This is a genomic window from Pseudoduganella albidiflava (assembly GCF_004322755.1).
Classification (GTDB): Bacteria; Pseudomonadota; Gammaproteobacteria; order Burkholderiales; family Burkholderiaceae_D; genus Rugamonas; species Rugamonas albidiflava.
Genome location: NZ_CP036401.1, coordinates 4490443 through 4504830 on the forward strand (window position 1 = coordinate 4490443; position 14388 = coordinate 4504830).

At 66.3% G+C, this 14388-nt stretch carries 14 protein-coding genes and 1 pseudogene; 11 read left to right on the forward strand and 4 right to left on the reverse strand.

Annotated features, from left to right (window positions below):
• Positions 1–109 precede the first annotated feature (109 nt).
• From EYF70_RS18465 to EYF70_RS18510, 11 genes are all read left to right on the forward strand, one after another.
• Positions 110–1537, forward strand: coding sequence for an SLC13 family permease (locus tag EYF70_RS18465; protein WP_131146717.1), 1428 nt, complete (start codon positions 110–112; stop codon positions 1535–1537).
• A 38-nt stretch (positions 1538–1575) separates the two neighbouring features.
• A complete protein-coding gene (gene mdcA, locus EYF70_RS18470; RefSeq protein ID WP_131146718.1) occupies positions 1576–3243 on the forward strand; it encodes a malonate decarboxylase subunit alpha in 1668 nt (555 codons plus the stop codon).
• 10 nt (positions 3244–3253) lie between these two features.
• On the forward strand, positions 3254–3568 hold the full coding sequence (mdcC, locus tag EYF70_RS18475) for a malonate decarboxylase acyl carrier protein (RefSeq protein ID WP_131146719.1): 315 nt from the start codon (positions 3254–3256) through the stop codon (positions 3566–3568).
• Positions 3565–4464, forward strand: a complete 900-nt coding sequence (locus EYF70_RS18480) for a biotin-independent malonate decarboxylase subunit beta (RefSeq protein WP_131146720.1) — start codon at positions 3565–3567, stop codon at positions 4462–4464. The genes mdcC and EYF70_RS18480 overlap by 4 nt, the downstream gene beginning before the upstream one ends.
• Positions 4461–5177, forward strand: coding sequence for a biotin-independent malonate decarboxylase subunit gamma (gene mdcE / locus EYF70_RS18485; protein WP_131146721.1), 717 nt, complete (start codon positions 4461–4463; stop codon positions 5175–5177). The genes EYF70_RS18480 and mdcE overlap by 4 nt, the downstream gene beginning before the upstream one ends.
• The gene (gene mdcG, locus EYF70_RS18490; RefSeq protein ID WP_131146722.1) at positions 5161–5841 is read left to right on the forward strand and encodes a malonate decarboxylase holo-[acyl-carrier-protein] synthase; all 681 of its coding nucleotides are present in this window, start codon (positions 5161–5163) and stop codon (positions 5839–5841) included. Before mdcE ends, mdcG begins: the two co-directional genes overlap by 17 nt.
• Positions 5829–6797: a triphosphoribosyl-dephospho-CoA synthase MdcB gene (gene mdcB / locus EYF70_RS18495; protein WP_131146723.1), complete on the forward strand. Its 969-nt coding sequence runs from the start codon at positions 5829–5831 to the stop codon at positions 6795–6797. Before mdcG ends, mdcB begins: the two co-directional genes overlap by 13 nt.
• Before the next feature lies 1 nt (position 6798).
• On the forward strand, positions 6799–7728 hold the full coding sequence (locus tag EYF70_RS18500) for an ACP S-malonyltransferase (protein WP_131146724.1): 930 nt from the start codon (positions 6799–6801) through the stop codon (positions 7726–7728).
• Between the two features lie 134 nt (positions 7729–7862).
• Complete coding sequence (locus EYF70_RS31140; protein WP_165497729.1) at positions 7863–8003, forward strand: hypothetical protein; 141 nt, start codon at positions 7863–7865, stop codon at positions 8001–8003.
• A gap of 435 nt (positions 8004–8438) precedes the next feature.
• Positions 8439–8918, forward strand: a complete 480-nt coding sequence (locus EYF70_RS18505) for an SRPBCC domain-containing protein (RefSeq protein WP_131146725.1) — start codon at positions 8439–8441, stop codon at positions 8916–8918.
• A 26-nt stretch (positions 8919–8944) separates the two neighbouring features.
• Positions 8945–9274 carry an ArsR/SmtB family transcription factor gene (locus tag EYF70_RS18510; protein ID WP_131146726.1) on the forward strand — a complete coding sequence of 110 codons (330 nt, stop codon included), beginning with the start codon at positions 8945–8947 and terminating at the stop codon, positions 9272–9274.
• Between the two features lie 237 nt (positions 9275–9511).
• On the opposite strand, the gene EYF70_RS18515 is transcribed toward EYF70_RS18510, so the two are convergent.
• The 4 genes and pseudogenes from EYF70_RS18515 to EYF70_RS31665 form a co-directional block, all read right to left on the reverse strand.
• Positions 9512–11509 carry a metallophosphoesterase family protein gene (locus EYF70_RS18515; protein ID WP_229420928.1) on the reverse strand — a complete coding sequence of 666 codons (1998 nt, stop codon included), beginning with the start codon at positions 11507–11509 and terminating at the stop codon, positions 9512–9514.
• A 437-nt stretch (positions 11510–11946) separates the two neighbouring features.
• Positions 11947–12426 (reverse strand): hypothetical protein, encoded by a 480-nt coding sequence (locus EYF70_RS18520; RefSeq protein ID WP_131146728.1) that lies wholly within the window; start codon positions 12424–12426, stop codon positions 11947–11949.
• 285 nt (positions 12427–12711) lie between these two features.
• Positions 12712–12990 (reverse strand): hypothetical protein, encoded by a 279-nt coding sequence (locus EYF70_RS18525; RefSeq protein ID WP_131146729.1) that lies wholly within the window; start codon positions 12988–12990, stop codon positions 12712–12714.
• Between the two features lie 684 nt (positions 12991–13674).
• A pseudogene (locus EYF70_RS31665) lies at positions 13675–13794 on the reverse strand (transposase domain-containing protein); the annotation flags it as partial.
• Positions 13795–14388: the final 594 nt, after the last annotated feature.

Consider the following 14388-nt stretch of genomic DNA (forward strand, 5'->3'; position numbering starts at 1 on the left):
AGCAAAAAAAGAGCATGCCCGCGCCACGACCTGCCCGGCCGGGGAATGCATGGAGACATATCACCCGCGGTCCGGCCTCGGCCGGCACCGCAATCCCAGGAGTAATGCCGTGTCCACTCACCTGATTGCCATTTGCGTGCTGGCGCTGATGTTCGTCGTCGCCACCGCGCTGCCCATCAACATGGGCGTCATCGCCTTCGTCGGTGCCTTCCTGGTCGGTACGCTGGTCGCCGGCATGCAGGCCAAGGGCATCATGGCCGGTTTTCCGGCCGAACTGTTCCTTACCCTCGTCGGCATCACGTTCCTGTTCGCCCAGGCCCAGAACAACGGCACCATCGACTGGCTGGTGCGGCTGGCCGTGCGCGCGGTCGGCGGGCGCATCGCCGCCATTCCCTGGGTGATGTTCGCGGTGACCGCCCTGCTCACCTCGGTCGGCGCCGTCAGCCCGGCGGCGGTGGCCATCATCGCGCCGATCGCGCTGGGCTTCGCCGCCAAGTACCACATCAATCCCCTGATGATGGGCCTGATGGTGATCCACGGCGCCCAGGGCGGCGGCTTCTCGCCGATCAGCATCTACGGCGGCATCACCAACAAGGTGGTCAACGAAGCCGGGCTGCCGATCTCGGAACTGACCACCGCCTTCGTCAGCCTGGGCGTCAACTTCGCCGTCTCGCTGCTGCTGTTCTTCGTGTTCGGCGGCATGAAGCTGATGCGCCAGCAGGTGCCGAAGGCGGCCGCCGGGCGCAACGATCCGATGCCGCCGTTCGGCGCGACCGTCGCGGTGGCGGCGCAGGGACCGCAGATCTACGGCGACGCCGAAAACGAGGCGGCCAGCGAGGAACGGCTCACGCGGGAGCGCTCGACTGCGGCCGTGGGCGCCATCGGCACCCCGGGTGGCGCGGGCAGCGGTGCCGGCCCCGCCGCCGGCGTGGCGCTGAACGAAGGCGCGACCTTCCAGCAGATCGTCACCGTGGCCGGCCTGGTCGCGCTGGCCGTGCTGACGCTGCTGTACAAGCTCGATATCGGCTTTGTCGCCATCTCGATCGGCCTGGTGATCTCGCTGATGTCCCCGCAGGTGCAGAAACGCGCCATCGGCCAGGTGTCGTGGCCGGAGATCATGCTGATCGTGGGCGTCAGCACCTATGTCGGCGTGATGCAGAAGATGGGCACCATCAGCTGGGTGGGCGACAGCGTGGCCAGCCTGACCTCGCCGCTGGTGGTGGCGCTGCTGCTGCTGTTCGTCGGCGCCATCGTGTCGGCGTTCGCGTCGTCGACCGCCGTGCTGGGCTCCCTGATCCCGCTGGCCGTGCCGTTCCTGCAGGCCGGCACCGGGGTCGACCCGATCGGCTTCATCGCCGCCATGGCGGTGGCCTCCACCATCGTCGACGTCAGCCCGTTCTCGACCAACGGCGCGCTGGTGCTGGCCAGCGCCCAGCATATCGACCGCGACGTATTCCTGCGCCAGCTGATGATCTATGGCGGTATCGTGACGCTGGTCGCGCCGGTCGTGGTCTGGCTGCTGTTCGTGGTGCTGTGACCGCCCCCCGTGACCGCCACATTAACCTGGGATAATCCATGAATTCACCCGAAGGCCGCTGGACTACCCAGCAACGCAACCGCGATGCCCGCCTGGCGCGCGCCCGCGAAGCCCTGGGCGATGCGCTGGACGGCAAGATCGTCGCCGCATCGCATATCGCCGAGCTGCTGCACCAGGTGCTCGAACCGGGCGACCGGGTCTGCCTGGAAGGCAATAACCAGAAGCAGGCCGATTTCCTCGGCAAGGCACTGGCCAGGCTCGATCCGGCGCGCGTCAACAACCTGCACATGCTGCTGTCGGTGCTGTCGCTGCCCGAGCATCTCGACGTGTTCGAGAAAGGCATCGGCGCGCGGCTGGACTTCTCGTTCTCCGGCCCGCAGGCCAGCCGCCTGGCCCGGCTGGCGCAGGCCGGCAAGCTCAATATCGGCGCCATCCATACCTACCTGGAACTGTTCGCGCGCTACTTCGTCGACCTGACGCCGCGCGTGGCGCTGGTGGCGGCCGAGATGGCCGACCGCGAGGGCAACCTGTACACGGGGCCGAACACGGAGGACACGCCGGCCATCGCCGAGGCCACCGCCTTCAAGAGCGGCATCGTGATCGCCCAGGTCAACCGCATCGTCGACAAGCTGCCGCGCGTGGACATTCCCGCGGACTGGGTCGGCTACGTGGTGCAGTCGCCCACGCCCTACTACATCGAGCCGCTGTTTACCCGCGACCCGGCGCTGATTTCCGAGATCCAGGTGCTGATGGCGATGATGGCCATCAAGGGCATCTATGCCGAATACAGCGTCGAGCGCCTGAACCACGGCATCGGCTTCGATACCGCCGCCATCGAGCTGCTGCTGCCGACCTATGCGGCCAGCCTGGGCCTGAAGGGCAAGATCGCCCGCCACTGGGCGCTCAATCCGCACCCGGCACTGATCCCGGCCATCGAGGCGGGCTTCGTCGAATCGGTACATTCGTTCGGCTCCGAGCTGGGCATGGAAAACTACCTGCGCGCCCGGCCCGACGTGTTCTTCACGGGCCCGGACGGCTCGATGCGCAGCAACCGCGCCTTCTCGCAGGCGGCCGGCCACTATGCCTGCGACATGTTCATCGGCTCCACGCTGCAGATCGACCTGCAGGGCAACTCGTCGACGGCGACGCTGGGCCGCATCGCCGGCTTCGGCGGCGCGCCGAACATGGGCGCCGACGCGCGCGGGCGGCGCCACCCCAGCCCGGCCTGGCTGAAGGCGGGCGAACAGGCCCGCGCCGGCCGCAACATGATCCCGCGCGGGCAGAAGCTGGTGGTGCAGATGGTCGAGACCTTCCGCGAGCACATGGCGCCGGCCTTCGTCGAGCGGCTCGACGCCTGGCAGCTGGCCGAGCAGGCCGGCATGGCGATCCCGCCCGTGATGATCTACGGCGACGACGTCACGCATATCCTGACCGAGGAAGGCATCGCCAACCTGCTGCTGTGCCGTGGCGACGAGGAACGCGAACAGGCCATCCGCGGCGTGGCCGGCTACACGCCGGTGGGCCTGGGCCGCGACAAGCGCATGGTGGAAAACCTGCGCGACCGCGGCATCATCCGCCGCCCGGAAGACCTGGGCATCGACAAGCGCCTGGCCACGCGCGACCTGCTGGCGGCCAGGAACATGAAAGACCTGGTGCGCGCCTCGGGCGGGCTGTACGATCCGCCGAAACGTTTCAGGAACTGGTAAGGACACACGCATGGAAACCCTTCAATTCAGGTTCGAGCAGGGCAGCCGCCCGCTGGCCGGCACGGCCCAGCTGGTCGGCGTGGTCGGCTCGGGCAATCTCGAAGTGCTGATCGAGCCGGCGGCGCTGGCCGGCGCCTGCGAAATCGAGGTGCGCACCGCCGCCGTGGGCTTCGGCGCGACATGGCAGGCCGTGATGACGGACTTCCACGCACGCTGGAGCCTGGCCGACGCGCGCATCTGCATCAACGACATGGGCGCCACGCCGGCCGTGGTCAGCCTGCGGCTGGACCAGGCGGCGCAATCGCTGGCGGGAGGCACGCCATGAGCAGCTACCTGGAACTCACCGCGCGCCAGCGCATCCCCGCCCTGTTCGATCCCGGCAGCTTCGAGGAATTCCTGCCGCCGTCGGCGCGCATCGTCAGCCCGCACCTGGCGCAGCTCGACGCCCCCGTGTCGTTCGACGACGGCGTCATCGTCGGGCGCGGCCTGCTGGGCGGCCAGGTGGTGTTCGGCGCGGCGCAGGAAGGCGGCTTCATGGGCGGTTCGGTCGGCGAGGTGCATGGCGCCAAGCTGGTCGGCATGCTGCGCCGCGCCATCGACGAACAGGCCCACGCGGTACTGCTGCTGCTCGAATCGGGCGGCGTGCGGCTGCACGAGGCCAATGCCGGCCTGATCGCGGTGTCCGAAGTGATGCGCGCCATGCTCGATGCGCGCGCGGCGAACATTCCCGTGGTGGCCCTGGTGGGCGGCGCCAACGGCTGCTTCGGCGGCATGGGCATCTCGGCGCGCTGCGCCAACACGGTGATCATGTCGGAAGAAGGCCGGCTGGCGATGTCCGGCCCCGAAGTGATCGAGACCGCCAACGGTGTCGAGGAGTTCGACTCGCGCGACCGCGCGCTGGTGTGGCGCACCACCGGCGGCAAGCACCGCTACCTGCTGGGCGACTGCCAGGTGCTGGTGCCGGACGACACCGCCGCCTTCCGCGCCGCCGCCTTGCAGGCCATCGCGGAGATCCGCGCGGGCAGCGCCAGCCTGAGCCTGGAGGGCCTGCTGGAAGAACAGGACCTGCTGGCGCGCCGCCTGCGCGACACCGCCGGGCTGCCCGATCCGGTCGACGTGTGGCGGCAACTGGGCGTGCCCGATCCGGCCGCCGTGCCGATGCTGGACACGGACGCCTTCATGCAACTGGCGGCACCGCACCGCGCGGGAGGACCACGATGACCTGGCAAACTTTGGCAAACCAGCTGTTCCCCGGCGGGCACGACATCGCCGAACACGACAACTTCCTGTCCGGCAGCGGCCAGGTCGACGGCCAGACCGTGGCCGTGATCGGCACCACCGAGCACGTGCCGATTGGCATCGAGATCGCCCTGGCCCAGGCCCAGGCGATCCTGCAGACCGTGCAGCGGCATCCCGGCCGGCCGATCCTGATCCTGGTCGATACGCAGGGCCAGCGCCTGCGCCACCGCGACGAGATGTTGGGCATCAACAGCTACATGGCCCACCTGGGCAAGTGCGTCGACCTGGCGCGGCGCCGCGGCCATGCCGTGATCGGGCTGGTGTACGACCAGGCCCTGTCCGGCGGCTTCATCACCAGCGGCCTGATCGCCAGTGCCTGCTACGCGCTGCCCCAGGCCACCATCCGCGTGATGGGCCTGCCGGCGATGGCGCGCATCACCAAGGTGCCGGAAGAGCGGCTGACCGAGCTGGCGCGGGACAATCCCGTGTTCGCGCCGGGGCCGGAAAACTACCTGCGCATGGGCGGCCTGCACGCCATCTGGGCGGACGACCTGGCCAACCGGCTGGCCGAGGCGCTGGCCAGTGCCGACCCGGCCGATGGCCGCATGGCGCTGGGCCAGGACCGGGGCGGCCGCCTGCTGGCGCAGCCCGTCGCCGAGGCAGTCAGGACGGGTGGCCATGTTCGCCCGGCATGATCTCGTGTGGCTGGCGGAGCGGGGCTGGCGGCAGGTGCGCGCCGGCGTGGCGCCAGAAGTGTTGATGGCGCTGGATGCGTGGCGCAATGCCGGCTGGCCCGCCGTGGTGCGGCGCGCGGAAGTCGACGCGGCACCGGGCCAGGTGGCGATCGGCTTCGCCCTGCCTCCGCGGCCCGGCGATGGCCGCAAGGTGCGCATCGGCGCTTGCGTCGACATGACCGATATCGTCCGCCGCGCGCCCGCCCTGCCCCTTGTGGACGCCCTCGGCGCGGTGCCCGACGGCTGGCGCGCGGCGCTGGTGGCGCTGGCACGCGAGGCTGGCGGCGCGGGGCTCGACCTGGCCGTGTACGGCTCGGTGGCCCTGGCCGCGCTCACTGGGCAGCGCTATGTCACGCCGGCGTCGGACATCGATCTGCTGCTGCGTCCTGCGGACCGCGCGCAACTGGCGGCCGGCCTGGCGCTGGTAGCCCGGCTCGCGGCGCGCCTGCCGCTCGATGGCGAAGTGGTCTTCCCGGATGGGCGCGCGGTGGCATGGAAGGAGCTGCGCATGGCCCTCGGTGCCACGCCCGGCACGCGCGTGCTGGCGAAAAGCCTGGAGCGGGTGGCCCTGGCCGTGGCGGACGACCTGCTGGCCACGCTGGAGGATGCGCGATGCCTGAACTGAACGCGGCGCTGCTGCCCGTCCGGCGGCCGCCTGCCCTCCGCCTTGCAGCCGACCGCGCGTTTTGCCAGCGCGTGGCGCGCCTGGCGGTGCGCAGCCTGTATGCGGAACTGGCGCTGTATCCCAAGCCCGGCCTGGTCTCCCTGGTCGACAACGGCAGCCACGAGGACATGACGGCGGCCACCTTCATGCGCAGCCTGTTCGCGCTGCGCCGCTATTTCCTGCGCATCGCCGAAGCCGGCATGGCCGATGCGCCCTTCCATGATTTGAAACGCCTGGGCATCGAGGCCGAGGCGCGCATGCTGCGCGCCACCGGCGGCATCAACACCCACCGCGGCGCCATCTTCTGCCTCGGCATGCTGTGCGCCGCCATCGGGCGGTGCCGGGCGAGCGGCATCGCGCTGGCGCCAGCGGCGATCCAGGCCGCGCTGTTGCGACATTGGGGGGCCGCGCTCGGCGCCCACAGCGCCGACCTGGCCACGCCGTCGCATGGCACGGCGGCACTGCTGCGCTATGCCGCCAGCGGCGCCCGCGAAGAAGGCGCTCGCGGCTTTCCTTCCGTGTTCGCGGTCGGCTTGCCGGCATTGCGGCATGCGCTCGCCGCCGGCCGCGACACGCGGCGCGCACGGATCGATGCGCTGTTCGCGCTGATGGCGCATGTCAGCGACACCAACGTCTATCACCGCGGCGGCCCTGGCGGCGCACTGGCCGTGCGGCGCCAGGCCCGCGCCTTTGTCGCCCATGGCGGTACTGCCGCGCCGGATTGGGAAGCACGCGCGCTGGCCTGCCACCGCAGCTTCGTTGCCGCGCGCCTGTCGCCCGGCGGCGCGGCCGACCTGCTCGGCGCCGTCTGCCTGGTGCAGGCGGCCTGCTTGACTGAGGCGGCCTGCTTGACTGAGGCGGCTTGCTTGACTCAGGCGGCTTGCGGCGGGCAGGCGGGCTGCGGAGGGCACGCCTGACATGGCGGCCCGGCTCGTCGTGCTGTGCCCTGGCCAGGGCGCCCAGCATCCCGCCATGTTCGACCTGGCGCGCACCGATCCGGCCGCCGGCCGCCTTCTCGACGACTGGTTCGCTGATCCGGTGCTGGCCGAGCCGCTGGGAGCGGCCATCGAGGGTACCGCGGGTTTCGCCAACCGCATCGCGCAGCCGTCGATCGTCGCCGCGACGCTGGCCATGTGGACGGCGCTGGCCGATGCGTTGCCGCAGCCGGCACTGGTGGCCGGCTACAGTATCGGCGAGCTGTCGGCCCATGCCGTCGCGGGCGCGCTGGCACCTTCCGCCACTGTGAAGTTGGCGCTCGAACGCGCGGCGCTGATGGATGCCTGCGTGGCGAACGGCGTGCCGCAGGCCATGGTGGCGCTCTCCGCCATGCCCAAGGGTACGGCCGCCCCGCTGATGCACCGCTTCGGTTTTCATGCCGCCATCGTGACCGGCGAGGACAGCCTGGTCGCAGGCGGGCCCGCCGCGCAGCGCGACAGCCTTGCCGAAGCCGCCGTCGCGGCGGGCGGCCGCGCCACCGTGCTGCCGGTCGAGGTGGCGTCGCATACGCCGCTGCTGGCCGGCGCCGTCACACCGTTCGCCGCATTGCTGGCTCGCCAGCAGTGGAGCGCTCCCCTCTTTCCGGTCCTGTCCGGCATATCGGCCGAGCCGGTGTGGGATGCCGCGCGCGCCAAGGACGACCTGTCGCGGCAGATCGCCGAACCGATCCGCTGGATGGAATGCATGGACGCCTGCGCGGAAGCCGGCGCCACCGTCGCGCTGGAATTGGGCCCGGGTGCCGCGCTGTCGCGCATGTTGCAAGCTCGCCACCCCGCGATCGCCTGCCGTTCCGTCACAGAATTTCGTTCCCTGGACGGAATACGTAGCTGGCTGGGGAGGCAGCTCGACTAGCATTCACCGCCGCTATAACTGATATTGCATTTGAGAATTGGAATTCCGGGCAGGTCGCCTATATAACGGTAGCATCGGGTCGCGTTGCGATCCCCACAGCAATCGCTTATTGCACCGTTATCCGGGAGTCCATCATGAAAAACGTCATCGCCACCGCCGTGCGCACCCTGCTCTCCGCCGCCCATGGCCGCGCCATGCTGGCACTGCGCAGGCAGGCCGAAATCGCCCAGCCAGCCCGGCTGGACTACCGCCTGAATGCCGGCGGCTGGAACTGATCCGGCAACGCTCTTCCAGCGCCGTTCCAGGGCCGCCGCGATGGCGGCTTTTTCTTTTCCGTCGATCGCAACACTTTGCAAAACAAGAAGCCTGCGACGCAACGTTGCGGGCTTTTTTGTTTCTTGGCAGGCGCGCAATACCTGCCCCTGACACGTGCTCGACATGACCGGCGCCTGCCCCGCGCCACGCGGCGCCTCCAGCGACCACCGGCTGGGCCCGTGTCAGCGTGCCTGACCCCCTGACACGGGCTCGACATTACCGGTGCCTAGTCCCGAGACACGCTGCGCCGCAAGCGAACACCGGCTGAGCCCGTGTCAGCGTGCCTGACCCCCTGACACGGGCTCGACCATTGGAGGGGTCGGTTTTGTTAGTGAAGTCTTGACTTCACCATTCAATCTTCCTAAACTGAAGTCTCAACTTCACTATCGGAGGGCATGATGGCTCAAGCAGCGCAGTTCGACACTTTCACCTTGGAGCGTACGTTTGCCGCCCCGCCGGCGCGCGTGTTCCGGGCGTTCAGCGATCCGCGCGAGAAGAAGCGCTGGTTTGCCGAGGGCGCCCAGCATGAAATCGAGCAGTACGACATGCAATTCGAAGTGGGCGGACGCGAACTGGCGCGCTACCGCTTCAAGCCCGGCACGCCCTTCGCCGGCGTGGCGCTGGCATCGGACGGGTACATCCTCGATATCGTGCCGCAACAGCGCATCGTTGCCGCCGCCACGATGGCGATGGGCGAACGGCGCTTCTCCGCTTCGTTGCACACCTTCGAGTTCTTCAGCGACGGCCCCGACGCCACGCGCCTCGTCTTCACCCATCAGGCGATGTATGGCGACGGTGCGGACGGCCCGGACCTGCGACGGATCGGCTGGCAGCAGTTGCTGGACCAGTTGCACGCTGCCCTGGCGGTCGAATAAGGCCCGGCATGAACGGAGTACACGCAATGCAGGCGGACGCGGCGGACCAGGTTTTCGCCGCGCTGGGCGACGCCACCCGCCGCGCGATCGTCAAGCGGGTGGCCCAGGGGCCGCAATCGGTCAGCGCCCTGGCCGCCGCGCTGGATGTCACGCTGACCGCCATCTCCCAGCATCTGCACGTGTTGCAAACCTGCGGCTTGCTGCGGACGCGCAAGGTCGGCCGCGTCCGGATGTGCGAGCTCGACGCACAAGGACTCGACGTCCTCGCACAATGGGTGGCGGTCAACCGCCGGATGTGGGAACAGCGTTTCGATGCACTGGATGCGTTGTTGCAGAAGAACCCGGAAGGGAAATGAAGCGACGGCTCACCATGCCACGGCTTGCCGCCGCCACCCCATAGCGCCGGTCGGGCGACTGCGCCTTGCAGGCCTTGACCGCCAACACGATCAGTCAGTAATGCCGTTAAGTTAAGCCGACCCCTAGGGCAAATTCCGGGGTCAGACCCGCCGGGTCTGACCCCAGCCCTTCGCCGTTGGGGGTGAATGCCTGCGCTTTCAATATGTCAGGTAACGCTTAACTTAACGGCATTACGATCAGTCGGTACTTCCCAGACGCTGCTCGGCAGCCGCCGCGGCGGAGGCTTCCTGCCCCGGCGCCAGGAACCGGGTCGACGGCCGGCCATCGGCGTTGTGCTGGACGATGCGCACCGGCCGCCCTTGAGCGTCGAGCCACACCTGGCCGATGCCGGCGCCGTTCCAGACCCGCTCGCCTTGATGGCGCGCGTCCGGCAGGCGCGGCGTGATGGCGAGATCGCGGCGCTGGGTGAACAGGTTCAGCGGCGAGCGCGGCGAATACAGCCAGCGATTGAGGCGGTCGAGCCAGTTGAGCAGGCCACGCGGGAATTCGTTCTTGATGCCGCTGCTGGTGATCTGCCAGATATGCGGCGTGCGGTCCGATTCGCGCACCTCGACATCGTAGGCGAAGGAATAGTGCACGTCGCCCGACAGGACCACGTAATTGCCCGGGGTGCGCGAATGCCGGAAGATATTGAGCATGCTGCTGGCGGCTCCGCGGTGCGCCATCCAGTTCTCGGCGTCGACGATCAGGGCCTGGCCGATGAAGGTGGCAACCCTCTGCACCACCTCGATCAGCTTGACCCCGAACATGGGCGCCGCCGAGACGATGACGGCGGCCGATTCGTCCAGCAACTCGTGCTGCAGCTCGGTCAGCGCTTCCCAGTCCATCAGGCCCGACGGATGGCTGGGCCGGCGCCGGTTACGCCAGCGCCGGGTGCGCGTATCGAGCACGATGATCGCGGGCTTGGTCCGTATGACGAAATCCCACTGGCGGAAAGCCAGCAGGCGCCCGATCAGCGCGTCCTGGACCGGCGCATCCAGTCGATTGTCAGCACAAGCACCATCGTCCGGCGCCGCCGTGGCGGCCAGCACCGCCATGTCCTCCAGCGCCGCCTTAAACACATCGGGGCGGTTGCCCCAGCCCTGGCACAGCATGTAGGCGATCAGCGCGTTGCCCACGATGCGGCGCGAGAACGGGTGCCCGTAGGCGGCAGCTTCCCACTTGGCCGACAGGTTCCAGTCATCGGTGACGTCATGGTCGTCGAAGATCATCAGGGTCTGCACGTGCGCGAGCAGCCGCGCGGCCCGAGGCAGGCTGCCGCAAAAGCCCTCCATCGCCTTCGACTCGCGCCGCCAGCGCTCCGCATGCCTGGGTTCCAGCGCGGGCGGCGGCGCAACCGCCACCAGTTGCCATGGCACGGGCGACCAGACCAGCAGGTACATGGCCATCATCTCGGCCAATGTCATCAGGTGGTTTTGCGCATTGGCCGTGGTGAAGATCGGCTTTTCCTTGCCGCCAAAGAAGCGGTCGCGCAGCGCCTCGTTGGAGTGGGCGGCAGGCAGCAACTCCTCGCGCCGGTAGTAACTGGCCGGATGGCGGTACAGCTCTTCGCTGTCGGCGACCACGGCGCCTTCCAGGCATTCGGCGAACAGGCCCAGGCGCCGGATCAGCGCATGGATCGCCACCAGCGTGGGGCCCGCCACATCGTCGGCATACACCTGGTCGCCGCACATGATGAGCATGGCGGGCCGCTCGTCGGGGCGTTCGATGCATTCGGCCAGCAAGGCATCGCCGCGCGCCAGGCCGTCCGGCGCTGGAAAATGCGGCTTGCGGCACGAGCCATACAGGATATTGTCGCTGCGGCTGCGCAGCACCATGTTCGGCCGCGCCGCCCCTTCATGCAGCAGGTGCGGCGCCCACTGCCCGATGCCGGCCTCTTCGCCGTCACCCTGCGTGATGAGCAAGTCATACTCGATGACCGTGTCTTGCGGGAGCGGCTCGGGCAGCGGCACATCGATCAGGTGCACGAAGGCGTGCCGGCCGACAGGAACCACGCGGCAGTGGCTTTCGTCCAGGAGCAGGCGCCACGACGCGCCTCCCCTGGGTGCCAGCAGCAGGGTCAGCTCGAGCGGCACGCTGCCGACCAGCCACAGCACCAGGCGGCCCGGTTCGAGTCGGCGCAGGATGGGACCGGCAAGTACGGGCGGGAGGCCGTCAGGGGCAGGAATCTGGATCAATCTGGTGCGCTGTCTGGGTGAATGAACAGGCCAGTGTAGCAGACGCGCCGGAGGACTTGGAGGTGCACACAGCTCATCCGTACGCAAGCCCGGGCAGTCCATCGCGCCGGAAGCGCCGCCGGCCAGCTCGGTGATCAGCGCCCGCGGCGGTGGCGGGCCAAGACGACGGACGGTCAGCTAATATTAGCAATGCCGCCCCGGCGCAGGCCGTGGAGAAGCTTCCCGCCGACGCGGGCCGGTCGCAACGCGCCAGTGTGCGATGTTGGTGTGCTCCGAGGACCCGCTACCGGTTTTATCAGGCGCTCTAGATCGCACTAAAACCGTCCCCTTCAGTCTAAAACGGTCTTCAATCAGTGCCGCGCTCGATTTTTTAGACCAGAATCGCCTTTTTCGTGCGAAGCATGGACTGGATTAGACTGCCCAGCATGGTTATTTCAGATCGTTTTAGACCGGCTTGCTGTCGCATTGGACCGTTTTAGCAGGAGGTCTGCTTCACGCGCCCGGCAGTTGTCGGCCCGAACCCAGCCATCATCGCCGGGAAAGCGCAGCCAGATGAAGCGCCAGGCGTTCCGCCCCCTGGCGTGGCGATTTGCGAACTGCGATGGCGTCAGTGTCGCGCCGTCATCCGAAACAATGTGGTCGCCGCCAACTTTGGCAAACCCTGCGGTTTGGCCATAAGTGGTGCGCAATATCGTTCCCTCTGGCAGGAACAACGTCTTCCATTGAAAGCCCCTCAAGGCCGGGCCATTCTCGCGCAAGGATTGTCGAATGGTTTCCGTTGCCAGCCAGCGCCTGACCAGTTCAGCCAAGAAAGCATCCACTTTGGCGCCTGGGCGGGTCTCGGCGAGATGTAATTCCAGTTGCAGAAAATCCTGCACGGGAAGATATACCGGTTGTTTCGCCTCATATTCCATGATCAATCCTCTCTAAATGGGTTTAATACTTTGACCGAGGGACAGGAATAAGATTGTTTTAGACTTCGGAATGCTTGATATGGATCGAATTAGATTTCGGACGTTCACTTTTAGACCATATTCACTGCCGAGACGCGTGAACGAGAGCGAATTGGATGATTATCGATCTCTTTCGACCGATTTAGACCAACCGTGAAATTGTGGGAAGCCCACTGTGGGTGCCGAGGATGGACGCGTTTTTCAAGATCCAGCAATCGCTCGAGCCTTCGCCCGCACGTCGGACGTCTATAACTCAGCATCGTGGACTTCTTTCCCAAGCGCCGCCGTGAGCTTGGCGCACAGTTTGGTCATCCATCCCCTGAAAAACAGTGGGTCGACATTTCCTTCAACCAGCAGGCCGCTTGGCTCGGCGGAAGCCGCAATGAAGCGCTCGCTGCCCCAGGGGCCGAACCAGGATGAATGCTCATCAAGCCACCCATTCATGGATCGATACACCGCGGAGACCTTAACCCAGTCAGCACCGGAAAGGTCATAAGGAAGATTCAGAGTAATCGAGTGGATCACAGGATGGTCTGATGCGAGCTCGGTCTGCTCTTGGAGAGACGCCGTTCAGTGTACGACCGCTTCCTCCCCGAAGCAATTACCGGAAGGGCGCCAAGCCGATCTATCGTCACGAGACATATCTGTGTTGCTTGCGACTAATGCATCGACGCTGGCCTGGCTCCCTAATTGCTAAGCACAAATTAGTCGGCCTCGCACCAGCACCACACAGCGCCGGCTTCATACCCTCTCGAGCATCGGGTGCATCCGCCTAGCCCGGCACATTGTCGACTGCTCGTAGTCACGCACCTCGGAAATCGGTCCATCTTTGACACAATATTTTCCGCTTCCTCAGCGCTACCGCGTGAATTGGTAAGCAACTCAAGCAGCTCAGCGCGTGACATTGCAGCTAGAAATGTCTTGCCATCGATCTCGATGCGTTTGAAACCATATTGCGAAACCACAACCGGCATGGCTTCTCCAGTGACAACCCCATCAAATAGTTCCGCCTCGGTAGTCATTTGATTTTCCTCGTCTCAAACATTGTGGGTCTTAGAGTTTAGGCTAAGTTAGCGAAAAAAATGTAAGCGATTGTCGTGTAGGTGAGCGTCGGCGGTACGCGATTTAAGTTAAGCGTCTGCTCAGCAGCGTCTTGAGCACCGAGAGTTAAAGGGAGATGATGCTTGCCACACCGCTGGGAAGCGAAGTTCAGCTGGCCAGCTTGGCGGCACAGTTCCAGGGCAGGAAGTAGTCGACACGGTTTACAGGATGATCGGCGATATGCGTTAGCACATGGCGCAGCTAGGCTTCGGGCTCGATACCGTTCAGCCAGTCCCAGCAGCGCTTTGAGCGCTCCATATGCCAAACCCACAAAGATCGTCGTGAGCAACGTAACAGCTAGACACTGCACGCCAGCGACACTGGGTTGGATGTCCACGATTCACAGCCGTACCGAGGCCTGCAAATCTCGCCTTCGACAACAATCGCATACAGATCGCTTCCTATCCAGACCGCAAGCGCGATGGACACCGGCAACACGACAGGCGACACCAGCACAAGCATACCGGACGGCACTGGCTGATTGCTCGGCGTGGATCGCGACGGAACGTTATCACTCGAATTGCCTAGCTTGGGGGCGGCCAAGCGGTTTCGTTGCCTCTTCCTGGACCTAATCTAACTTCCGATGATGAATTTGCGGGGGGCCGCTGAAACGGCGGCCGACAGGAATCGCAACAGTATGCGCGCGTCGATGAAGGGCTATCCATTGGCCTCGAAGGTCAAAGGACCACTTATGGCCGAAAACGGCCGTTTTCTACAGAAAAGCCTTTTGGTACACGGAAAAGTTTCTGAGTATTACACAAGGCCGCTCCTGCCCCAAAACAGCGTTCGCTCAGCACGGCTGTTACCAATTTCAGGGATGCG

Bases quoted from the DNA above. Each gene is read 5' to 3' on its own strand.
- mdcA (WP_131146718.1), top strand. From the start codon at position 1,576: ATGAATTCACCCGAAGGCCGCTGGACTACCCAGCAACGCAACCGCGAT.
- mdcC (WP_131146719.1), top strand. From the start codon at position 3,254: ATGGAAACCCTTCAATTCAGGTTCGAGCAGGGCAGCCGCCCGCTGGCC.
- EYF70_RS18480 (WP_131146720.1), top strand. From the start codon at position 3,565: ATGAGCAGCTACCTGGAACTCACCGCGCGCCAGCGCATCCCCGCCCTG.
- mdcE (WP_131146721.1), top strand. From the start codon at position 4,461: ATGACCTGGCAAACTTTGGCAAACCAGCTGTTCCCCGGCGGGCACGAC.
- mdcG (WP_131146722.1), top strand. From the start codon at position 5,161: ATGTTCGCCCGGCATGATCTCGTGTGGCTGGCGGAGCGGGGCTGGCGG.
- mdcB (WP_131146723.1), top strand. From the start codon at position 5,829: ATGCCTGAACTGAACGCGGCGCTGCTGCCCGTCCGGCGGCCGCCTGCC.
- EYF70_RS18500 (WP_131146724.1), top strand. From the start codon at position 6,799: ATGGCGGCCCGGCTCGTCGTGCTGTGCCCTGGCCAGGGCGCCCAGCAT.
- EYF70_RS31140 (WP_165497729.1), top strand. From the start codon at position 7,863: ATGAAAAACGTCATCGCCACCGCCGTGCGCACCCTGCTCTCCGCCGCC.
- EYF70_RS18505 (WP_131146725.1), top strand. From the start codon at position 8,439: ATGATGGCTCAAGCAGCGCAGTTCGACACTTTCACCTTGGAGCGTACG.
- EYF70_RS18510 (WP_131146726.1), top strand. From the start codon at position 8,945: ATGCAGGCGGACGCGGCGGACCAGGTTTTCGCCGCGCTGGGCGACGCC.
- EYF70_RS18520 (WP_131146728.1), bottom strand. From the start codon at position 12,426: ATGGAATATGAGGCGAAACAACCGGTATATCTTCCCGTGCAGGATTTT.